Source organism: Pseudomonas sp. LBUM1669 (assembly GCF_059695705.1).
This window is the reverse complement of the sequence record NZ_CP166784.1, coordinates 3,386,713-3,407,037: the sequence shown is the minus strand read 5'-3', so window position 1 is coordinate 3,407,037 and position 20,325 is coordinate 3,386,713. Positions and strand designations below refer to the sequence as shown.

Here is a 20,325-nt window from a genome sequence, read left to right as displayed (position 1 = left end):
AACCTGCGCATGTGGTCTTCCTGACGCACCGCATTGCCTGATTTTACGACTGCTTCGCAGCCGAACGCTGCCTCGCGTTGCTCGACAGCTGCTACAGGGGTTGTGACAGTGTAATCAAGCGACGACCTGCGCCGCCGGCCACTGCTGATGTGGAATCGGCAGTTTGCGCGATTCACCACGACCCATCGGGAAGTACAGGAAACCGTTGCGGGCGAGGCGTTCGGCGTCGTACAGGTTGCGCCCGTCGAAGATCACCGGCGCCTTCAACCGTTGCTGGATCAAGTTGAAATCCGGCGCCTTGAACTGCTGCCATTCGGTGCAAATGATTAACGCATCGGCGCCGGCCAATACCGATTCCGGTGTGCCCATCAGCATCAACTTCGACTCGTCGGGATACAAATGCTGGGTTTCCTGCATGGCTTCTGGATCGAATGCGCGTACGCTGGCGCCGGCGGCCCACAGCGATTCCAGCAGCACCCGGCTCGGCGCATCACGCATGTCATCGGTGTTGGGTTTGAAGGCCAGGCCCCACACGGCGAAGGTCTTGCCGCGCAAGTCGCCCTTGTAGAATGCGTTGATGCGCTCGAACAGCTTGTGCTTCTGCCGCTGGTTGATCGCTTCCACCGCTTGCAGCAGGTCGCTGGAGCAGTGCGCCTCTTCGGCGCTGTGGATCAGCGCGCGCATGTCCTTGGGAAAACACGAGCCGCCATAACCGCAGCCGGGGTAGATGAAGTGGTAACCGATGCGCGAGTCGGCACCGATGCCCAGGCGTACAGACTCAATGTCGGCCCCCAGGTGCTCAGCCAGTTCGGCGATCTGATTGATGAAGCTGATCTTGGTGGCCAGCATGCAGTTGGCGGCGTACTTGGTCAGCTCGGCGCTGCGCAGGTCCATGAACATGATGCGGTCGTGGTTGCGATTGAACGGCGCGTAAAGGTCGCGCATCACGTCGCGAACATCATCGCTGTCGCAGCCGATGACGATCCGGTCCGGACGCCGGCAGTCCGCCACGGCGGAGCCTTCCTTCAGAAATTCGGGGTTGGAGACGATTTCGAACTGCAACAAGCGGCCGACCTTGATCAGGCACTTGTCGATATGCGCACGCAAGGTGTCGCCCGTGCCCACCGGCACCGTGGATTTTTCCACCAGAATCACCGGCTGCTCACGATGCCGCGCCACCGCTTCGCCCACCGACAACACGTAGCGCAGATCCGCCGAACCATCGTCCCGGGACGGTGTACCGACCGCGATAAACAGCACCTGACCATGCTGCACCGCGAGTTTTTCGTCGTTGGTGAATTGCAGGCGTTTGGCTTCGAGGCTTTCACGCACCAGGCTGGCCAGCCCCGGTTCGAAAATACTCACGTGGCCCTGTTGCAGCAATTCGACTTTTTTCTCGTCAATGTCCATGCAGACCACGTCGTGGCCGACTTCCGCCAGGACGGCGGCTTGCACCAGGCCAACGTAACCGCTACCAAATACACTGATTTTCATGAGGCACTCCTGAGTTCGGGCGCGCGCGCTGGACGTGAGTTGATGGTGATGACCCCGAGCATGACCAGGGCCACCCCGAGGGTTTTTGAAAGGCTGAAGGTTTCGTTGAACAGCGGCAGGCTGGCGGCCAGCAGATACACCAGCGCGTAGCTGATGCTCAGCAGTGAATAGGCCCGGCTCAGCGGCACATCCCGCAGGGCGGCGAGCCAGCACAGCATTGACAGGGCGTAGGCCAGAATCGCCCCCAGCACCACGGCGACCGCTGTCGGGTCGATGCTGGAAGTCAGCAAGTGTTCGGGTGACGGCAAGCGCGTCATGCTCCAGCGCATGCCCAACTGCGCCGCGCTGCCGAGCAAGACGCTGCCCATGGCGCAGGTGAGTCCGCGACGCAGGCTCATGTGTGTTGCCCCAGCAGAATCACGCCGCCGATCACCAACGCCACGCCCAGCCAGTGCTGGCGGTCGATCGGTTCGTGAAAGACAAACCGGGCGATTAGGGTGATCAGCACGAAATTCAGGCTCAGCATCGGGTAGGCAATGCCGACTTCAAGGCGCTGCAACACCAGCAGCCAGACCAGCAAGCCCAACCCCAGCGAAGCGAGTGCCAGCCACAACCACGGCGAGCGCAGCGAGCGCAGTTTCTCGTCCCAGGCCGACGGCTTCGCGCGCCAGCTCTCGACGGCGTACTTTTGGGCGATCTGGCCCAGACAGGTCAGCAGGCACGCGGCCAACAAAAGTAGCAGGGTCATGACGCGCCCTGTGGAAAGATCAGAATCACCAGATTGCCTTCTTCATAGCGCTTGCCATCCTTGGGCAGTCGTTCAATTTCTTGCAGCTCGTCCTCACCCTTGACCCGCATGACCACGCCGACCGAGCCGTTCTGCCGCGCCTCGTGCATCCACTGTTGAACTTGATCGAGGTCGACGCGCTGCTGCACCGAGTCAGGATAGGCGAGGCCATATTTCAATTCGCCTATCGTGTTGTACAACGCCACGTCCGGGCGCTTCAGGCGCCAGGCCAGGGCCGAAGCGGCGCCGAGATCGTTGCTCAACAGCTTGCTGGTCTGCGCCAGTTCATCGGCGTGATGGAGGATGAACTGGTCGGGCATCTTGTTGGCCACCACCGAGTCGGGCAGCCCGGCGGGCACCAGACCGATCAGCAGCAGGCTGCCGAAGGCCGGTGCGGCCCAGCATTGCAGGGGTCTGAAGGCTTGCAGCAGGTTGGCCATGATCCAGCCGATCAAGCCGATGAACACCAGCATCAGGTTGTGCAGTTCGTGGTCATACAGCGGCTTTTTCAGTTGCAGATAGACCAGTGCAAGCAAGGTGATCGCACCCAGTAGCAAGTTCAGCAAACCGTTGATGCCCAAAACCCGGCCTTGCTCCAGCTTCAGTCGTTCGGCCAGGGTATGGCCCAACAGCAAGGCCAATGGCAGCAGGCAGGGCAAGATGTAGCTCGGCAGTTTGCCGTTGCTCAGGCTGAAAAACAGCAGCGGCATCACCAGCCACAGCAGCAGAAAACCGATGCGGGCCTGGCCCCGGGTTTTCCACGCCTGGCGCAGCGCCGACGGCAACAACGCCACCCATGGCAGACTGAACGCCACCAGTAACGGCAAGTAGAACCACCACGGTGCGTCATGCTGGGCGTCGTCACCGGCAAAGCGACGGATGTGTTCGTGCCAGAAGAAGAACCGCCAGTAATCGGGTTCCTGCGAGTGAATCGCCAGCGCCCACGGCAGACTCACCGCGATCGCCACGACAACGGCCACGGGGCCGAAGACCAGCAACTCACGCCAGCGTTTTTGCCAAATCATGAAGGGCAGGGCGATCAGCACCGGCAGCAACCAGGCGAGAAAACCCTTGGTCATGAATCCCATGCCGCAGGCCAGTCCGAGCACTGTCCAAGCGATCAGCCGCGGGCCTCGGTGGACACGGTCAAGCGCGAACCACAGGGCGACCAGGCTCAGATTGACCCAAAAAGTGAATTGCGGATCGAGGTTGGCGTACCCCGCAGCGCCGGCGATGACGGTGAAACTCATGTACAGCAGCGCACAGGCAAAACTCTTGCGCGGCTCGTTCCACAAACGACGGGCGACCAGGAAACACAGCAACACACTCAGGCCCATGCTCAGCGCCGATGCAAAGCGCACACCGAACAGGTTCTGGCCAAACAGGGCCTGGCTGGCGGCAATTACCCAGTATCCGGCTGCCGGTTTTTCGAAATAGCGCAGGCTCATGAAATGCGGCGACACCCAGTCGCCGCTCAGAAGCATGCCTTGGCTGATCTGCGCGTAGCGGGTTTCGTCGGGAATCCATAAGCCGTGGCTGCCCAACGGCAACAGATACGCCAACAAGAAAATCCCCAGCAGCAGCGGCAATCCCCAGCGTTTGCTCATGCGCTTTGCACTCCCAGCCAGCCTTCCCGGCCTTCGAGAGTGCCGCGCACGACGCGTCCTGTTGGCAAACAGTTCGGGGCTGCAGGAAGCAGATCGCCCAAGGGTTTGAAGCAGATGCCACGCTGGCGCGCATCGGCCAACAATCGACGAAAATCATTGGCCATCAGAATCCCTTCTACTTCGGCGTGGATCGTATAGACGTTGAGTTTTTCAGGAGTGAATCGATCGAGGATGAACCCGTTGAAGTCCTTGGCTGCGACGACAGGGCCGACCACTTCATCGAAGGTCGGCAGGTCCACCGGAATCTGCGGTGCCCCCACGCCACCCCCGGCCAACCTCGGTTGGAACAGACCCTGGCCGCGGCAATCGCTGTTGTAGCGAAAGCCGAACGTTTGCTTGGCCTCGATCACGCGCTCGTCCGCGCGCCAACCGGCAGACGCCGAACACTCGACTGCTTGCCCAAGGATGTCGCTGAGGGTGTCGACGCCCAGGCGGATCTGTTCGATCAACTGCGCCTCGCTCCAACACCCGGCATTGGCCTGCCAGCCATGGTGATCCCAGGCGTGCAGCCCGACTTCATGACCCGCATCCCGGGCCTGTCGCATCAGGTGCCCGAGGTCGCGGCCGATGGGTTTGCCCGGCCAGGCGGTGCCAGCCAGCAGAATGTCCCAGCCGTACAGGCCGGCAGCGTTGGAGCGGAGCATTTTCCAGAGGAATTGCGGGCGGATCAGGCGCCACAGATGGCGCCCCATGTTGTCCGGCCCGACGCTGAAGAAAAATGTCGCCTGGACCTGCGCATCATCGAGGATTTCCAGCAGTCGCGGCACCCCCTCACGAGTGCCTCGGTAAGTGTCGACATCGATTCGAAGGCCTGCCTGCATCAGCGCGATTCTTCTGTTGGGGGCGCCGCCATTTCGAGCATGGCCTCGCGCAGGAAGAAATCCAGCGTGTTGCCGATGGTCTCGCTCATCTCCACCGTCGGCGTCCAGTCCAGCAGGCGCTTGGCGTTGGCGATACTCGGTTTGCGGTGGGACACGTCCTGGTAGCCGGTGCCGTAGAACGCCTTGCTTTCCACGTCGCGGAAACCGGCGAACGGCGGGAAGTTGTCGCGCAACGGGTGCGCTTCAAACTGACGCAACAGCTCTTCGCCCAACTGACGAATGCTGGCCTCGTTGTCCGGGTTGCCGATGTTGATGATCTGGCCATTGCAGGCATCGTTTTCGTTGTCGATGATCCGGGCCAGCGCTTCGACGCCGTCGGCAATGTCAGTAAAGCAGCGTTTCTGCTCGCCGCCGTCGAACAGACGAATCGGCGTGCCTTCCACCAGGTTCAGGATCAATTGGGTGATGGCCCGGGAGCTGCCGATCCGCGCCGAGTCCAGCCGGTCCAGGCGCGGGCCCATCCAATTGAAAGGACGGAACAGGGTGAAGTTCAGGTCTTTCTGGCCGTAGGCCCAGATCACCCGGTCAAGCAATTGCTTGGAGATCGAATAGATCCAGCGCTGCTTGTTGATCGGGCCGACGACAAGATTGGAGCTGTCTTCGTCGAAGTGCTGGTCCTGGCACATGCCATACACTTCGGAGGTCGACGGGAAGATCACGCGCTTGTTGTATTTGACGCAGTAGCGCACCAGCTTCAGGTTCTCTTCGAAGTCGAGTTCGAACACCCGCAGCGGGTTGCGGGTGTATTCGATCGGCGTGGCAATCGCCACCAGCGGCAGGATCACGTCGCACTTCTTGATGTGGTACTCGATCCACTCGGAGTGAATGCTGATATCACCTTCGACGAAGTGGAAACGCGGATGGCTGCGCAAGCGCTCAATGGCATCGGAACCGATGTCGAGGCCGTACACCTCGTAGCGGTCGTCGCGCAAAAGCCGTTCGGACAGGTGATTGCCGATGAAGCCGTTGACGCCAAGGATCAGCACGCGGGTGCGACGTGGCGCGCGGCCGGACTCGGCGCCACGCAACACGGAACCGTCGACCAGCCCCAGTTCGCTGGCCAGTTGCGGACCGCTCAGGTACAAGCCGTTGTCGTTACGCTGGCCGGAGTTGATGACCAAAGAGTCTTCGCCACAGGCAATGCGCAGCGGATCAACGCTGATCACGCGGCCCGGTGCCTGGCCTTCGTTGCCCTTGGCAACTTCTGCGCTCCAGACAATCAGCTTATGTTCGCCCACGGCGCAGAACGCGCCGGGGTAAGGCTGGGTGACGGCGCGGACCAAGTTGAACAGTTCTTCGGCGGGGCGCTTCCACACAAGCTTGCCGTCGGCCGGGGTGCGACGGCCGAACACGGTGGCGCTGGATTCGTCCTGCTCCGTTTCGCTGACTCGACCGGCGAGCAGCGCCGGCAAGGCATCTCGCAGCAGGTCGATGGCGGCCACGCGCAATTTTCCGTGCAGGCTCAGCGCGGTGTCGCTGCGCTCAATGCCTATCCGTTGCTGGGCGATGATTGCGCCGGCGTCGGCGCGCTTGACCATGCGGTGCAGGGTCACGCCGGTTTCGCTTTCACCGTTGACCAGCACCCAATTGGCCGGTGCGCGGCCCCGATAGCGCGGCAGCAAAGAGCCGTGCAGGTTGAACGCGCCTTTACGGGCCGTGGCCAACAGCGGTTCGCTTAGCAGGTGGCGGTAGTAGAACGAGAACAGGTAATCGGGATTGAGCTTGCTGACGCGCTCGATCCACAACGGATGATTGGCATCTTCCGGGGCGTGAACCGGGATGCCCCTGCTCGCGCAGAGTTTCGCCACGGAGCCGTAAAAGGCGTTTTCCTTCGGATCATCGGCATGGGTAAACACGGCGGCGATTTCGAAGCCCGAGTCGAGCAGGGTTTCGATGCCGGCACAGCCAATATCGTGATAGGCGAAGACAACAGCTTTTGCGCTCATGAGAGGACCTGATCGGAAGAAGTGGAAGTGAGGCCGTCGACCGTGACAACCGGAGCTGGGGTGGCGGGCTGGCTACGCAGTACCTTCTCGACGAAGAACCGGGGGCGGGCGCGGACGTCGCTGTACATGCGGCCCAGGTATTCGCCCAACAGGCCCATGCCAATGAACTGCCCGCCGGTGAACACGAAGAGCACGGCGAACAACACGAACGTGCCGTCGCCAGCCCATTCGGCGCCGAAGACCAGGCGCAGGACGATCAGCGCGGTGGCGAACAGCAAACCCAGTCCGGCCATGGCGAAACCGACGATGCTCAGCAACCGCAGCGGCGTGGTGGTCATGCAGGTGATCAGGTCGAACATCAGGTTGACCAGGCGCATGGGGCTGTATTTCGATTCGCCGTGCTCACGCTCGGCATGCATCACCAGGATTTCCGTGGTGTGCCGGGCAAAGCTGTTGGCCAGGATCGGAATGAAGGTGCTGCGTTCGCGGCAGGCGAGCATCGCGTCGACAATGCTGCGGCGATAGGCGCGGAGCATGCAGCCGTAATCGCTCATGGCCACGCCGGTTGAGCGCTGCACGGCAAGGTTGATCAGCTTCGACGGCCAGCGGCGCAGCGCCGAGTCCTGACGGTTGTTGCGTACCGTGGCGACCACGTCATAGCCCAGCTCGGCCTGCGCCACCAGCCGGGGGATTTCTTCCGGCGGGTTTTGCAGGTCGGCGTCGAGGGTGATCACCACATCGCCTTTGCACTGCTCGAAACCGGCCATGATTGCTGCGTGCTGGCCGTAGTTGCGGTTGAGAATGACCGCCACTACCGGGCTGCACTCGCGATGGGCGGCGTCCTCGAGGATTCGCGCGGAGTTGTCGCGGCTACCGTCATCGACCAGCACGATTTCATAGTCATGGTGCAACTGCTGGCATGCCGCTTCGGTGCGCCGCAGTAATTCGGACAGGCTGTCTTGCTCGTTATAGACCGGGATGACGATCGACACGCAACGGATCGGATAGGGTTTCACAGGCGTCTGTCCAGGGTGTGTTCGATGGCGTCGACCACACGATTGACGTCATCGGTGGTCATGTCGGGGAACAGCGGAATCGAGCACAGCCGCGCCGAGTTCCATTCGGTGTTGGGCAGGTAAATATTGGGGAAACGCTGGCGGTAATACGTGTGCAGGTGCGTGGCGATGAAATGAATGCCAGTGCCGATGTTCTGTTCCTGCAAAGCCTTCATGAACGCTTCGCGATCCAGTCCGCAGCACTCGGCGTCGATGCGCAGGATGAACAGGTGCCAGGCGTGCTGTTGCGGATACGTCGGGATGGTCAGCGGTTGCACCGGTAAACCTTCGAGGCGTTGCAGGTAGGTGCGCGCCAGCTCGGTGCGCTTGGCGTTGATGTCGTCCAGGCGCTCAAGTTGCACCAGGGCGATGGCAGCATTGATGTCGGCCAGGTTGTATTTGAAACCCGGCTCGATCACTTGGGCCTGGGGTTTGCGGCCGTGGGTCAGGCGATCGTAGGCATCAACGCCCAGACCATGAAACTTGAGCATGCGCACCCGGTTGGCCAGCGCGGTGTCGTCGCTGACGAACATTGCGCCCTCGGCGCAGGTCATGTTCTTGATCGCGTGAAACGAGAAGATCGCCGTGCCTTTCGCGCCGACATGCCGACCTTTATAGAAGGTGCCTGCCGCATGGGCGGCGTCTTCGATGATGGGGATGCCGTGTTGGTCGGCCAATGCGTAAAGCGGATCGAGGTCGAAGGCGGCACCGGCGTAATGCATCGGAATGATTGCCCGGGTGCGCGGCGTGATCGCCGCCTCAATGCTGGCCAGGTCACACATGAGCGTGTCACGGTCAACGTCGACGAAGACCGGTTTGGCACCCAGCAGGCAAATCATGTTGGCGGTGGACACCCACGTCTGGGACGGCGTAATGACTTCATCCCCCGGACCGATTCCCAAGGCCAGTAACGTGATGTGCATACCGCCGGTGGCCGAAGAAAGTGCAATGGCATGACGGCAGCCGACATAGTGGGCGAATTGCTCTTCCAGTTGCTGGGTTTTCGGCCCAGTAGTAATCCAGCCGGAGCGCAGTACTTGCTCTACGGCCTCGATTTCTTCATCGCCGATAGTGGGGCGAGAGAAGGGGAGAAACGCCTCATTCATAAGAATCTCCGGGCGAACGGCTTCCTTCAGCGAAATCGCCGAAAGAAGCGTGTTTTCAAGGGGTTGACTGCCGGAGCAGGAAGCCATCAATTGACTTTCCTGGCCGCGACCGGCAGCGTGACGACCCACAAGGGCTCGTCGGGTTGATTGAAGGTTATGCCCGATTTTGTGAAAGGAACATGAAAAACCGGTCTTCGAATCGTTTATCTGAAAGTCATACAGCCACTGTTCAGACTTCTGCCGTTCATCACGATTTTTGGAAGAAAAGTCCTGCCGAAGTGTTCCGCTTTATATGAACGATGTTTCAATCCTTAGTTGTTTTTTACTGAATTGTTTCCACTCAAGGCCGTTTCGTTTGATTGACTTAGCTAATACCGATCCTGTTGCTTCGAAGACCAACCCGATGACCGTCTACCTGGCCCGACTGGCGCCCTCCAGTCAGTTGACCATGCGTTACGTTTTGCAGGATGCGGCCGACCGTTTGGGTTTCGAAGACATGAGCGTCGAGGAGATTCCCTGGCATCAGCTTCAACCCGACAATGTGATTGCGCTGGTCGCGGCCCTGCGCGAAGACGGGTACGCACCGAATACCTCGTCGCTGTACGTCAATGCGGTGCGCGGGGTGATGAATGAAGCGTGGCGCATGAGTCTGATCAGCCAGGAACATTTACTGAAAATGCGCTCGGTGAAGGGCATTGCCGGCACGCGATTGTCCCAGGGCCGCAATCTCAGGCGCTCGTTGATTCAGGAGATGATGGCGGTGTGTGCCGCCGACCCGCGTCCTCAAGGGTTAAGAGACGCAGCAATCATCGGGATTTTGTACGGTTCGGGTATGCGCAAATCCGAGTCGGTGAACCTGGACCTGTCACAGGTGGATTTCAGCGAGCGCAGCTTGCGGGTCACCGCCAAGGGCAACAAACAGTTGATCAAATACGCACCGGCCTGGGCCTTTGAAAAACTGCAGGCCTGGCTCGAACTGCGCCGTTCGCACCTCAAGGAAGGCGAGGTGGACGACCCGTTCCTGTTCAACCGCATCCGTCGCGGCAGCCACATCACCCGCGAGCGCATCACCAAACACGCGATCTATTACATCGCCCGGCAGCGCGGCGCGCAGGTCGGGGTGAAGATCATGCCGCATGATTTTCGGCGCTCGTTCATTACCCGGGTGATCGAAGAGCACGACCTGTCGATCGCGCAAAAACTCGCTCATCACAGCAACATCCAGACGACGGCCAACTACGATGTGCGCGATGACAACGAGCGGCGTCGGGCGGTGGACCGCTTCGATCTCTGATGGACTTGATTCACGGTTCACTCAACACATGGGCATGGCCGATGGTCGATACGTGAACGGCGCTGCCAGCGGGCGGCGCGTACATGCCAGAGCTGCGCACCATCAATGATCGACCGTGAGGATCGCCGGCGACGGTAGGTTGCAACTCCACGGTCAAGGTGCAGGTGTTGCCGCTGAAATCCCGCTCGGTCACCACGGCGCGGCATCCGGCAACTTCGGTCGGACTGGGCTGGATGCTGACCAGTTGCAATTGCTCGGGGCGCAGCATGATCTGCGCCGATTTGTTGTTACGGTGATTGTTCACCGGAATACGGCCCAGGTCGCAATGGGCCCAACCGGCCTCGATCCGGGCGGGCATGACCACGGCATCCCCGAGAAACAGCGCGGTTTGTTCATCATCGGGATAACGGTAAAGGTCCAGCGGATGGCCCGACTGCACCAGCCGACCGTCGCGCATGACCGCCAGCTGATCGGCAAACGACAATGCTTCACTCTGGTCATGGGTGACCAGGATGGTGGTGACGCCGGCATCGCTCAGCAGTCGAGCGACCATTTTGCGCATGGCGCCCCGAAGGCCGGTATCGAGGGCCGAAAGCGGCTCGTCCAGCAACATCAAACGCGGTTGCTGTGCCAACGCTCGAGCCAGTGCCACTCGCTGTTGCTGGCCGCCGGAAAGCTCATGGGGCCAACGTTGGGCCATGCTCGAATCGAGGGCTACGCTGTCCATCAACTCGGCGATTCGCTGTTGCTTCGCGTCGCCTTTGGTTGAAAGCCCGAAACCGATATTGGCGGCCACGGTCATGTGCGGAAACAGGGCGCCGTCCTGGGGAACATAGCCAATCAGGCGCTGATGCGCCGGGACCTCGTGGGTGTCGTCGACGAGTGTCTGACCCTCGAGCGAAAGGCTGCCCGTGTCCGGAAATTCGAAACCGGCGATCATTCGCAGCAACGTGGTTTTGCCTGAGCCTGAGGGGCCGACGATGACTGTTCGGCTACCTTTCGGCACCGACAGGCTGACGCTCTCCAGCGCTCGCTGGGAACCGTAATATTTGCAGATCGAGTGGAGTTCCAGAGCGTTCATCGTCCAGCCGTTCGTTTGGATTGGTGATAAAGAATTCCGGTCAACGGAAGTGACAGCACAATCATCAGCAAGGCGTAGGGGGCCGCGGCGGCATAGTCGATTTCGCTGGTCAGTGCCCAGAAACCGGTGGCCAGGGTGCGTGTGCCGTTGGGGGCGAGTAGCAGGGTCGCGGTCAGCTCGTTGGTGATCGCCAGAAAGACCAATGCGGCGCCTGCGGCCGCACCCGGCGCGGCCAGGCGCAGGGTGATTAGCCACAAGGCCCGGGCGGGCGAGCGGCCGAGGCTGCGCGCCATGTTTTCCAGTTCGACCGGTGCCTGCGCGATGCCTGCACGCAAACTCACCAGGGCCCGGGGCAAAAACATCAGCAGATACGCCAGCAATACCGTGATCGTTGTCTGGTAGATCGGCCGGGCGAAATGGATGGTGATGGTCACCAACGCCAGGGCCACGACGATCCCGGGCAACGAGCTGGTGATGTAGTTGCAGCTTTCCAGCAATCGCTGCAGCCGCCCCGGTGAGCGGATCGACAGCCAGGCAATCGGGATGGCGGCGCAGGTGGTGAGGACTGCGCCGCAAATCCCGAACAGCAGGGTTTGTTCCAGCGCCGGCACAAGCTCCGCCCAGTCCCAGACTTGCGTGCCGCCCGCGATCAGCCATCGGCCCAAAGTGATCAGTGGCACACCCAGTGCCAGCGCACAGGTGGTGATTTGCAGCATCAAGCCAAGCACGGTGGCTTGCGCGTCCAGGCGCACCACCCTTTGCTCACGCGCGCTGCCGGAGCCGACCCGGGCGTAACGCGCCGTACCGCGAGCGGCCGATTCGGCGGTCAACATCACCAGGCAACACAGGGCCAGCACGCTGGCCAGCATGTGGGCGGCAGGGCCATTGAAGGTGGATTTGAACTGATCGAAGATCGCCGTGGTGAAGGTGTCGAAGCGAATCATCGCGTACAGGCCATATTCGGCCAGCAGGTGCAGCCCCACCAATAGAGCTCCGCCGCAGATGGCCAGGCGCAATTGCGGCAACACCACGCGGAAAAAGATTGCCCGGGGCTTGAGTCCCAAGGATTCGGCCACGTCTTCGATCGCCGGATCGAGCCGGCGCAACGTCGCTGCAATCGGCAAGTACAGGAACGGGAAGTAGGCGATGACTGAGACCAGCACCCCGGCAAACAGGCCGTGAATTGGTGGGGCCAGGCTGACCCACGCATAGCTGTGCACGAAGGCCGGCACTGCCAGCGGCGCGATCGCCAACAACGACCAGCCGCGTCGCCCCGGCAGGTTGGTGCGTTCCGTCAACCAGGCCAGGGCCAGACCCAGCACAACGCACAGGGGAATCGTGATCACCACCAGCAACACGGTGTTGGTCAGTAACTCGCCGACCCGTGGCCGGAAAACCAGGGGCACCAATGTTGCCCAACCGGTTTGTATCGACACGCCGATGACGAAGGCTATCGGCATCAGCGCGAGTAACGAAACCAGCACCGACAAACCGATCACCCACGCGCCACCGCTACCGGCGAAAACGCCACGGGCGCGGCGTCGCAGGTTGTCGGGTATCGCGGCGGGGATACCCGTTGGCAGGGTTTCAGGCATCAATTAAAGCAGTCCCGCCTGAGTCATCAGTTCCACGGCTTTTTTGCTGTCGAGTTTCGAAGCATCGACCACAGGGGCGTCGAGCTGCTGCAAAGGCACCAGTTTTGGATTGGATTGGGCGTTTTTGCCCACGGCGTATTCAAACGATTTGCCGGTCTTGAGAATCTCCTGGCCGTCCTTGCCGGTGATCCATTTCAGCAGCGCCTGGGCTTGCTCCTTGTGTTTGCTGGACGCGAGAACCCCGCCTCCCGAGACGCTGACAAAAGCGCCGGGGTCCTTGTGCTTGAAGTAGTGCAGGGCGGTGTTCTTGCTGTTTTCGCCGGTCTTGGCCTGGTCGCCGAAGCTGTAATAGTGATAAATCACGCCGCTGTCGATCTGTCCTGCATTGACCGCCTTGAGCACCGAGCTGTTGCCGCGATAGGCGGTGAAATTGGTTTTCATCCCTTTGAGCCACTCCAGCGTGGCCGCTTCGCCCTTGAGTTCCAGCACTGCGGCGACGATCGCCTGGAAATCGGCACCGGCCGGCGATGCACCCCAGCGACCTTTCCAGTCAGGACCGGCGAGGTCCATCAGCGACTTTGGCAAATCGGCTTCGGGCAGTTTGCTCGGGTTATAGACAAACACCGTGGAGCGCGCGGCGATCCCGACCCATTTGCCGTGGGCCGGACGATAAGCCGCATCGACTTGCTCCAGAGTGGTCGGCGCAACCGGTGCAAACAGCCCCGCGTTGTCCACCAGCACCATCGCCGGGGAGTTTTCAGTCAGGAATACGTCGGCGGGAGAGGCGGCGCCTTCCTGCACGATCTGGTTGCCCATCTCGGTATCGTCGCCGTTGCGCACAGTGACCTTGATGCCGGTTTCCTTGGTGAAGCCCTCGACCCAGGCTTTGGTCAGGCTTTCGTGCTGTGCGTTGTAGACCACGATGCCGTCGGTGTCCGCTGCAAACACCTGTCCGACACTGAGCAGAGCGGTGGCCAGCAAGGCTGTTTTGAGGAAGGAAGGAATAGGGGTGATCATTCTGTCGGCAGCTCCTGTTCTTTTTAGAAGTCATGCACGTCGATTCGCTGGCAAATCGATGCGAACCGTCTGCAGGGTGTGAGTCGCAGGGAATGTAGAGCGCAAAATGAGAAATCAACGTCAAAGAGACCGTTAATACATGTCATTTTCATTCAGATTAGCAGCACCTCGGCCCCTTGCCCGATGGATCTGAATCAAACGATGTCGTCACTGGGTCGAAGGGCAGCCTTTCGATGTTCCGCCGGCGGCCTGACTGATCGCTGCGGCCAGACGCTTGACGTTGTTCTGATGGGCCACCACCAATTCATCAATGCTGGGGCCTGAAGGGGTCTGCAACGTGCTGCGGCAGGTCACCAGCGTGGTATCGCTCTCGCCGAAGTTACGCAGGCGCCATTTGACGTCGATCAATGCGTATTGCCCTGGAACCGAGTCGAAGCGCTGCACATCCAGGCGCACGGACAGTTTGCGCTGAGGATTGTTGTTGAGCAGTTGATCGACCAAGGCGCTGCGCAATTCATCCACCAGGCTCGCGGCCCACCATTCGGTTTCGAGTATCGCCAGGCCGCTGTTGCCCTGGCGGATAACGATCTGCGGACGATCGACCTGGGGCGGCACGCTGAGGCTTTCAATCTGGATCTCCGCAACACCGCCTCTGGATTGATTACCCAACTGCGCCGGAATCAGGGTGTGAAACTGAATCGGATCACTGCGGCAAGCGGTGAGCAGTAACAGCGCGGTGACCACGGTGATCTTTAGCGGAAAAGCCATGGTGTTACTCCTGTGGTCAGTTGCGCGGTGGCGCCTGCAGATCCATCGGTGCGGCGTTGTTGGGGCGGCCGCGAATCAGCGATTCAGGATGCCGTCCCAGGTAGTCCGAGAGTTCACGCAAGGAGCGCGACATGCGTCCGAGTTCGTCCAGGGTCTGGGTCAGTTGTTCGCGCTGCGGCGAGTCTTCGGCCAGCGTCGAACTGGCTGATTGCAGCGTCTTGCTGACGTCGGCCAGGGTGGTTTGCACGCCCGGCAGGGTCTTGGCGTTGAACTGGGCGAGGCCTTTGCGCAGTTCGACGAGGTTACTGTCCAGATTGCCGGCAATCCGCTCGATCGGCAGTTTGTTGATCTTGTTGACCATGCCTTCGAGTTTTTCCTGCAACTGTTCGAGGCTGCCCGGAATAGTCGGAATACTGACCGGACGGGCGCTCGGATCGAACGCGACTTTCTCGGCATTGGGGTAGAAATCCAGCGCTATGTACAGCTGCCCAGTCAACAGATTGCCGCTGCGGGCCTGGGCGCGCAGACCGTTCTCGATAAAAGAGCCGATCAGGCGCACGCCTGCGGCTTCATCATTGGGATCATGATTCAGCACCTTGAGCATTTTGGTGTGGGCCAGACCCAGGCGCTGCGGGTAGATCACGACGCCGACGTTGACCGGGAAGCTGCGCTTTTTCGCATCGAAATCCAGATTGATCGACACCACTTTGCCGAACTCCACGCCGAGGAATTCCACCGGTGCATCGACTTTGAGGCCGCGCAGGGCCTGGTCGAAACGCAGGCTCAAGTATTGGCCCTTGCCACTGGGCGGGGCGAGGGCGGTTTGCTGGTCGGGGAACAGTTCATAGGCATACTCTTCTGCCGCCGGTTTATCGTTGGGGCTGTACTCCGGCGCGCGGAAGGCGATGCCGCCCACCAACAGCGATGACAACGACTCGGTCTTCACCGCAAACCCATTGGCGCCGACGCTGACATCAATACCGCTGGCATTCCAGAACCGGGTGTTTTCGGTGACATAGGCGTCATTGGGCGAGTGAATGAACAGGTCGATATTCACGCCTTTGCCGTCAGGGTCCAGCGCATAGCCCACCACTTGGCCGACCGGGATTTTTCGGTAATAGACCGGCGAGCCGATGTCCAGCGAACCGAGGTCCTGAGTGTGTAAGGTAAAGCGCTTGCCCGGCTCGCCATAGGTAATCGGTGGCGGGTTTTCCAGGCCTTTGAAGTTTTTCGCGCGATTGTTGGCCTGGCCGATGTCGGCGCCGATGTAGTCGCCGGAGAGCAGGGTGTCGATGCCCGAGACGCCACCGGCTCCGATACGCGGACGCACCACCCAGAACTGCGAGTCTGCGCGAGTGAAGCTTTCCGCCTGTTTGGCCAGTTTGATCGTGGCGTTGACACTCTTCTGGTCGCTGCTCAGTTCCACGTCCGAGACCTGCCCGATCACCACATTGCGGTATTTGACCTCGGTTTTGTTGGCAGTTAGGCCGCTGCCGGTATTGAACGTGACGGTGATGGTCGGGCCTTCCTGCATCATGCTGTGGACCACCAGGGAAATGCCCACCAGTACCGCGATGATTGGCACGATCCAGACCAGCGAAACGCTGAAACGACGAGTCTTGATTGGGGCCTGGCCAGGGGTGTGCGGCCCGTCAGTGGCTTGCGACTTCATCCATGTCCTCCTCGGTGTGTGAGTTTTTATCCTGCTCGTTATCCCAGATCAGGCGCGGGTCGAAACTCATCGCTGCCAGCATGGTGAACACGACCACCAGACCAAAAAACAGAATGCCCGGGCGCGGCTGGATATCGGCCAGGGCTTGAAACTTCACCAGTGAGGCCACCAGGGCTACCACGATTACATCGAGCATGGACCAGTAACCGATGACCTCGACAAATCGGTACAGCTTCGATCGCTCCTTGCGCGCCCACAGGCTGTCGCGATGCACCGTGATCAGCAACAGCATCAGGGCGACGAACTTGATGCCCGGCACCGCGATGCTGGCGATAAAGATGATCAGGGCGATGTCCCAGGCGCCGTGCTGCCAGAACTCCAGCACGCCACTCATGATCGTGCTGTCGGCGCCGTTGCCGACCATTTTGGTGTTCATCACCGGCAGCAGATTGGCCGGGACGTAAAACACCAGGGAGGTCAGCAGGTAGGCCCAGGTGCGGGTCAGCGAGTTGCTTTTGCGGTGATGCAACGGCGCGCCGCAGCGCTCGCATTCGTCGGGATTGAGGGTCATGTCACAGGCCAGTCCGCAGCTGTGGCACAGGCACAGGTTGAGTTCGCTGGCGACCGGAGGCCTTGTCATAAGGTATCCCACAGGTCGCGGACATCACGCCCGGCGATGCGGATCATCATCAGGCTGAGCACGGCCAGGGCAAACAGACCGATGCCGGGCAGCACATCCAGCAATCCGGCGAGTTTGATCACCGCGACCATCGCTCCCAGCAGACAGACTTCGAGCATGCTCCAGGGCCGCAAGGTTTCCAGCCAGCGCATGCAGAACTTGAAACCGGGCGAGCGCCGGGAGGCGAGGGCATAGCTCAGCACCCAAATCAGCAACAACAGCTGGAAAATCGGTGCGATGATCATCGCGATCGCCGCCACCATGGCAATGAACGTGATCGGCCCCAGGCTCAGGGCCAGCACCGAATCCCATAGGGTTGCGCTGTTTTTAAGGCCTTTTAGGCTGATGCTCATGACCGGGTAGAAATTGGCGAAAATCCACAGCATCAACGCGGTATAGGTCAACGCCAGACGTTGCTCCACCGTCAGGCTGTTATAGCGCTGGAGCACGCCGCCGCAGCGTGTGCACAGGGTTTTTTGATGTTTGGCGAGCGTGACTTTTTCATACACGCAGTCGCAGTGCTCGCAGATGATCAGTTGGTCAGTCGTTGCCATAAGCCGCACTCGCCAGGACGCAGGAAAGTCAGAGCACCCCCTCAATATAGAAGTGCCTTGCGATTGAGCAAATCGAAAGGCTTAAACAACTGATTTACCGCGTTATCGTTCATCGCGAGCAGGCTCGTTCCCACAGGGATCGTCGTCGTTCACAAATATTGTGTTCGCTGAAGATCCTGTGGGAGCGAGCCTGCTCGCGATAGCGGTGGGTCAGCCAAGTTGATTTCTAGCCGAGCATCTCGCGTAGGCGATACCAGAACATGCCTAAGGCCAGCAACGGCGAACGCAGCATCGGCCCGCCGGGAAAGGTCATGTGCGGCACGGCGCTGAACACGTCGAGCCCTCGACTGTGCCCGGCATGAATCGCTTCGCCCAACAGCTTTGCGCACCAATGCGTGACGTTCAGTCCATGCCCGGAATACCCCTGCGCGTAGAACACGTTCGGGTGCTGACTCAAGCGCCCGACCTGCGGAAAACGATTGGCCGAGATGCCAATCCGCCCACCCCATTGATAGTCGATGCGCACATCGCGCAGTTGCGGGAAGACTTTGAGCATCTGCGGGCGCATATAAGCCGTGATGTCAGCCGGATCACGCCCGGAATAATGACAGGCCCCGCCGAACAGCAAGCGCCGGTCTGCCGAGAGCCGGTAGTAATCCAGGCCGACTTTCTGGTCGCACAACGCCAGATTCTGCGGGATCAATTGCGCGGCAACCTCAGCTGCCAAAGGCTCGGTAGCGATGATGTAGCTGCCGGCCGGGAGCACCTTGCCGCTGAGTTTCGGTTCGAGTTCTTCCAGATGCGCGTTGCAGGCCAGCACCAGGCTACCGGCGCGTACCGTGCCCCCGGCACACCGAACCTGCACCGTGCTGCCATGGATCAATTCGAGTACCGGGCTATGCTCGAAGATCTGCACGCCAAGGGAGTGCGCCAGCTTTGCTTCGCCCAGCACCAGATTGAGCGGATGCAAATGACCCGAACCCATGTCGACCAGGCCACCGGCGTAGACGCCTGAATCCACTACTTGCTGACGGATCTGCTCCGGCCCTACCAGACGGGTTTCATGGGCGTAACCTGATTCGGCCAGACTTTGCTGCTCCGCCTTAAACGCAGCGAACTGCGCCTTGGTGTTGGCCAGTTCGCAGAACCCCCAGTGCAGGTCGCACTCAATCCCGTGTTCACGGATGCGATTGCCCACCAGTTCCACCGACTCGATCCCCGCACGCTCCAGATAGCGCACGCCGTCCTCACCGACGTAACGGGTGAAACCGCTGACGTCATGGCCGATGCCGCGGATCAGTTGCCCGCCATTGCGCCCGCTGGCGCCCCAGCCGATCCGCCGTCCCTCCAGCAGAATCACCGAGAGGCCACGCTGAGCCAGTTCGATGGCGGTGTTGACCCCGGTGAAACCGCCGCCAATCACGCAGACGTCGGCCACAAGGTCCGAGGTCAGCGAGGGGTAGGGCGTCAGGCCATTGGCCGTGGCCGCGTAATAGGAATGTGCGTGTTCGTTATTCATTTGTTGGACTTCACTTTGCTCCAGGAACGGGTCATCAAACGCATGATCGCCTGGGGCTGGGTGGTCGAAACGTAGAGTTTGTCGAGGACTGCCTGCGGCGGATAAACCTCAGGGTTGTTCACCAGCTCCGCGTCCATGTAGGCCTTGGCGGCCGGGTTCGGGTTGGCGTAGCCGACCGAGACGCTGACCTTGGCAATCACTTGCGGGTCCAGCAGGTAGTTGATGAAGGCATGGGCTTCTTTCGGGTTGCCGGCATCAGCAGGAATCGCCAGCAGGTCAAACCACAAGTTACTGCCTTCCTTCGGAATGGCGTAGGCGATGTTCACGCCGTTTTTGGCTTCCTTGGCCCGGTTTGCGGCCTGGAACACGTCACCCGAATAGCCGAAGGCCACGCAGATGTCGCCGTTGGCCAGGTCCGACACGTATTTGGAGGAGTGGAAATAGGTGATGTAAGGCCGGATGCTCAATAGCTTGGCTTCGGCCTTTTTAAAGTCCTCGGGGTTCTCGCTGCGCGGGTCCATGCCCATGTAGTTGAGGATCGCCGGGAACACTTCATCGGCCGAGTCCATCATCGACACGCCGCACTGGCTGAGTTTCTTGATGTTTTCCGGTTCGAACAGCACTTCCCAGGAATCGATGCGGTCGATGCCGAGCACTTGCTTGACCTTGTCGACGTTGTAGCCGATGCCGTTGGTGCCCCACAGGTACGGCACGGAATGCTCGTTACCCGGATCGTTTTTCTCCAGCAGCGCCAACAGCTTCGGGTCCAGGTTCTTGAAGTTGGGCAACTGCGCACGGTCCAGCTTGAGGAAAGCGCCGGCCTTCACCTGACGGGCGAGGAAGTGGTTGGACGGCACGACCACGTCATACCCGGAGCGGCCGGCGAGCAATTTGCCCTCCAGGGTTTCATTGGAATCGAAGACGTCGTAGATCACCTTGATCCCGGAGGTGGCCTGGAAGTCGGCGAGGGTGGTTTCGCCGATGTAATCGGTCCAGTTGTAGACGCTGACGGTGGGCTGAGCCTGGGCAACGGCACTGAACAGCACGGCCAGCGCGGCCGGAGCGATGGATTTCAATAGACGCATTCGACACCTCTTTAGTTATTAGACTGTGTAGGAGCGAGGCTTGCCCGCGAAGGCGGACTGACTGTCAACGATGATGTTGAATGGACCGGCCTCTTCGCGGGCAAGCCTCGCTCCTACAGGGGAAC

Annotated in this window: 18 protein-coding genes; 1 reads left to right on the top strand and 17 read right to left on the bottom strand. The window is 60.5% G+C overall.

Going from position 1 to position 20,325, the window contains the following annotated elements:
* Positions 1 to 114 precede the first annotated feature (114 nt).
* The 8 genes from ACA051_RS15870 to arnB are packed head-to-tail and all read right to left on the bottom strand — an operon-like array spanning position 115 to position 8,936.
* Positions 115 to 1,494 carry a UDP-glucose dehydrogenase family protein gene (locus ACA051_RS15870; RefSeq protein WP_497370781.1) on the bottom strand — a complete coding sequence of 460 codons (1,380 nt, stop codon included), beginning with the start codon at positions 1,492 to 1,494 and terminating at the stop codon, positions 115 to 117.
* Complete coding sequence (gene arnF / locus ACA051_RS15865; RefSeq protein WP_497302993.1) at positions 1,491 to 1,892, bottom strand: 4-amino-4-deoxy-L-arabinose-phosphoundecaprenol flippase subunit ArnF; 402 nt, start codon at positions 1,890 to 1,892, stop codon at positions 1,491 to 1,493. Before arnF ends, ACA051_RS15870 begins: the two co-directional genes overlap by 4 nt.
* Positions 1,889 to 2,242, bottom strand: coding sequence for a 4-amino-4-deoxy-L-arabinose-phosphoundecaprenol flippase subunit ArnE (arnE, locus tag ACA051_RS15860; protein ID WP_497302991.1), 354 nt, complete (start codon positions 2,240 to 2,242; stop codon positions 1,889 to 1,891). The genes arnF and arnE overlap by 4 nt, the downstream gene beginning before the upstream one ends.
* Complete coding sequence (arnT, locus tag ACA051_RS15855) at positions 2,239 to 3,888, bottom strand: lipid IV(A) 4-amino-4-deoxy-L-arabinosyltransferase (protein ID WP_497370779.1); 1,650 nt, start codon at positions 3,886 to 3,888, stop codon at positions 2,239 to 2,241. The genes arnE and arnT overlap by 4 nt, the downstream gene beginning before the upstream one ends.
* Entirely contained in the window at positions 3,885 to 4,769 is an 885-nt protein-coding gene (arnD, locus tag ACA051_RS15850; protein ID WP_497302988.1) for a 4-deoxy-4-formamido-L-arabinose-phosphoundecaprenol deformylase, read from the bottom strand. Before arnD ends, arnT begins: the two co-directional genes overlap by 4 nt.
* Positions 4,769 to 6,775: a bifunctional UDP-4-amino-4-deoxy-L-arabinose formyltransferase/UDP-glucuronic acid oxidase ArnA gene (gene arnA, locus ACA051_RS15845; protein ID WP_497370777.1), complete on the bottom strand. Its 2,007-nt coding sequence runs from the start codon at positions 6,773 to 6,775 to the stop codon at positions 4,769 to 4,771. Before arnA ends, arnD begins: the two co-directional genes overlap by 1 nt.
* On the bottom strand, positions 6,772 to 7,791 hold the full coding sequence (gene arnC / locus ACA051_RS15840) for an undecaprenyl-phosphate 4-deoxy-4-formamido-L-arabinose transferase (protein ID WP_497302985.1): 1,020 nt from the start codon (positions 7,789 to 7,791) through the stop codon (positions 6,772 to 6,774). Before arnC ends, arnA begins: the two co-directional genes overlap by 4 nt.
* Positions 7,788 to 8,936, bottom strand: a complete 1,149-nt coding sequence (gene arnB / locus ACA051_RS15835; RefSeq protein WP_497370775.1) for a UDP-4-amino-4-deoxy-L-arabinose aminotransferase — start codon at positions 8,934 to 8,936, stop codon at positions 7,788 to 7,790. The genes arnC and arnB overlap by 4 nt, the downstream gene beginning before the upstream one ends.
* Before the next feature lie 403 nt (positions 8,937 to 9,339).
* Between arnB and ACA051_RS15830 the strand changes: the two genes are divergently transcribed.
* Positions 9,340 to 10,230, top strand: coding sequence for a site-specific integrase (locus ACA051_RS15830; protein ID WP_497375577.1), 891 nt, complete (start codon positions 9,340 to 9,342; stop codon positions 10,228 to 10,230).
* Positions 10,231 to 10,240: 10 nt separating this feature from the next.
* On the opposite strand, the gene ACA051_RS15825 is transcribed toward ACA051_RS15830, so the two are convergent.
* The 9 genes from ACA051_RS15825 to ACA051_RS15785 form a co-directional block, all read right to left on the bottom strand.
* Positions 10,241 to 11,311, bottom strand: coding sequence for an ABC transporter ATP-binding protein (locus ACA051_RS15825; RefSeq protein WP_497370773.1), 1,071 nt, complete (start codon positions 11,309 to 11,311; stop codon positions 10,241 to 10,243).
* Positions 11,308 to 12,906: an ABC transporter permease gene (locus tag ACA051_RS15820; protein WP_497370771.1), complete on the bottom strand. Its 1,599-nt coding sequence runs from the start codon at positions 12,904 to 12,906 to the stop codon at positions 11,308 to 11,310. The genes ACA051_RS15825 and ACA051_RS15820 overlap by 4 nt, the downstream gene beginning before the upstream one ends.
* A gap of 3 nt (positions 12,907 to 12,909) precedes the next feature.
* A complete protein-coding gene (locus ACA051_RS15815; protein WP_497370769.1) occupies positions 12,910 to 13,923 on the bottom strand; it encodes an iron ABC transporter substrate-binding protein in 1,014 nt (337 codons plus the stop codon).
* A 207-nt stretch (positions 13,924 to 14,130) separates the two neighbouring features.
* Complete coding sequence (locus ACA051_RS15810; RefSeq protein ID WP_497302977.1) at positions 14,131 to 14,691, bottom strand: PqiC family protein; 561 nt, start codon at positions 14,689 to 14,691, stop codon at positions 14,131 to 14,133.
* 16 nt (positions 14,692 to 14,707) lie between these two features.
* A complete protein-coding gene (locus ACA051_RS15805; RefSeq protein ID WP_497302975.1) occupies positions 14,708 to 16,363 on the bottom strand; it encodes a PqiB family protein in 1,656 nt (551 codons plus the stop codon).
* Positions 16,344 to 17,003, bottom strand: a complete 660-nt coding sequence (locus ACA051_RS15800) for a paraquat-inducible protein A (protein ID WP_497302973.1) — start codon at positions 17,001 to 17,003, stop codon at positions 16,344 to 16,346. The genes ACA051_RS15805 and ACA051_RS15800 overlap by 20 nt, the downstream gene beginning before the upstream one ends.
* The gene (locus tag ACA051_RS15795; protein ID WP_497302972.1) at positions 17,000 to 17,596 is read right to left on the bottom strand and encodes a paraquat-inducible protein A; all 597 of its coding nucleotides are present in this window, start codon (positions 17,594 to 17,596) and stop codon (positions 17,000 to 17,002) included. Before ACA051_RS15795 ends, ACA051_RS15800 begins: the two co-directional genes overlap by 4 nt.
* 226 nt (positions 17,597 to 17,822) lie before the next feature.
* Positions 17,823 to 19,115: an NAD(P)/FAD-dependent oxidoreductase gene (locus tag ACA051_RS15790; protein ID WP_497370767.1), complete on the bottom strand. Its 1,293-nt coding sequence runs from the start codon at positions 19,113 to 19,115 to the stop codon at positions 17,823 to 17,825.
* Positions 19,112 to 20,200, bottom strand: coding sequence for a polyamine ABC transporter substrate-binding protein (locus tag ACA051_RS15785; RefSeq protein WP_497370765.1), 1,089 nt, complete (start codon positions 20,198 to 20,200; stop codon positions 19,112 to 19,114). The genes ACA051_RS15790 and ACA051_RS15785 overlap by 4 nt, the downstream gene beginning before the upstream one ends.
* Between the last annotated feature and the right edge of the window lie 125 nt (positions 20,201 to 20,325).

What these genes read in the sequence shown, in the direction of transcription:
- ACA051_RS15870 (WP_497370781.1), bottom strand. Translation starts at nt 1,494, where the DNA reads ATGAAAATCAGTGTATTTGGTAGCGGTTACGTTGGCCTGGTGCAAGCC.
- arnF (WP_497302993.1), bottom strand. Translation starts at nt 1,892, where the DNA reads ATGAGCCTGCGTCGCGGACTCACCTGCGCCATGGGCAGCGTCTTGCTC.
- arnE (WP_497302991.1), bottom strand. Translation starts at nt 2,242, where the DNA reads ATGACCCTGCTACTTTTGTTGGCCGCGTGCCTGCTGACCTGTCTGGGC.
- arnT (WP_497370779.1), bottom strand. Translation starts at nt 3,888, where the DNA reads ATGAGCAAACGCTGGGGATTGCCGCTGCTGCTGGGGATTTTCTTGTTG.
- arnD (WP_497302988.1), bottom strand. Translation starts at nt 4,769, where the DNA reads ATGCAGGCAGGCCTTCGAATCGATGTCGACACTTACCGAGGCACTCGT.
- arnA (WP_497370777.1), bottom strand. Translation starts at nt 6,775, where the DNA reads ATGAGCGCAAAAGCTGTTGTCTTCGCCTATCACGATATTGGCTGTGCC.
- arnB (WP_497370775.1), bottom strand. Translation starts at nt 8,936, where the DNA reads ATGAATGAGGCGTTTCTCCCCTTCTCTCGCCCCACTATCGGCGATGAA.
- ACA051_RS15830 (WP_497375577.1), top strand. Translation starts at nt 9,340, where the DNA reads ATGACCGTCTACCTGGCCCGACTGGCGCCCTCCAGTCAGTTGACCATG.
- ACA051_RS15825 (WP_497370773.1), bottom strand. Translation starts at nt 11,311, where the DNA reads ATGAACGCTCTGGAACTCCACTCGATCTGCAAATATTACGGTTCCCAG.
- ACA051_RS15820 (WP_497370771.1), bottom strand. Translation starts at nt 12,906, where the DNA reads ATGCCTGAAACCCTGCCAACGGGTATCCCCGCCGCGATACCCGACAAC.
- ACA051_RS15815 (WP_497370769.1), bottom strand. Translation starts at nt 13,923, where the DNA reads ATGATCACCCCTATTCCTTCCTTCCTCAAAACAGCCTTGCTGGCCACC.
- ACA051_RS15810 (WP_497302977.1), bottom strand. Translation starts at nt 14,691, where the DNA reads ATGGCTTTTCCGCTAAAGATCACCGTGGTCACCGCGCTGTTACTGCTC.
- ACA051_RS15805 (WP_497302975.1), bottom strand. Translation starts at nt 16,363, where the DNA reads ATGAAGTCGCAAGCCACTGACGGGCCGCACACCCCTGGCCAGGCCCCA.
- ACA051_RS15800 (WP_497302973.1), bottom strand. Translation starts at nt 17,003, where the DNA reads ATGACAAGGCCTCCGGTCGCCAGCGAACTCAACCTGTGCCTGTGCCAC.
- ACA051_RS15795 (WP_497302972.1), bottom strand. Translation starts at nt 17,596, where the DNA reads ATGGCAACGACTGACCAACTGATCATCTGCGAGCACTGCGACTGCGTG.
- ACA051_RS15790 (WP_497370767.1), bottom strand. Translation starts at nt 19,115, where the DNA reads ATGAATAACGAACACGCACATTCCTATTACGCGGCCACGGCCAATGGC.
- ACA051_RS15785 (WP_497370765.1), bottom strand. Translation starts at nt 20,200, where the DNA reads ATGCGTCTATTGAAATCCATCGCTCCGGCCGCGCTGGCCGTGCTGTTC.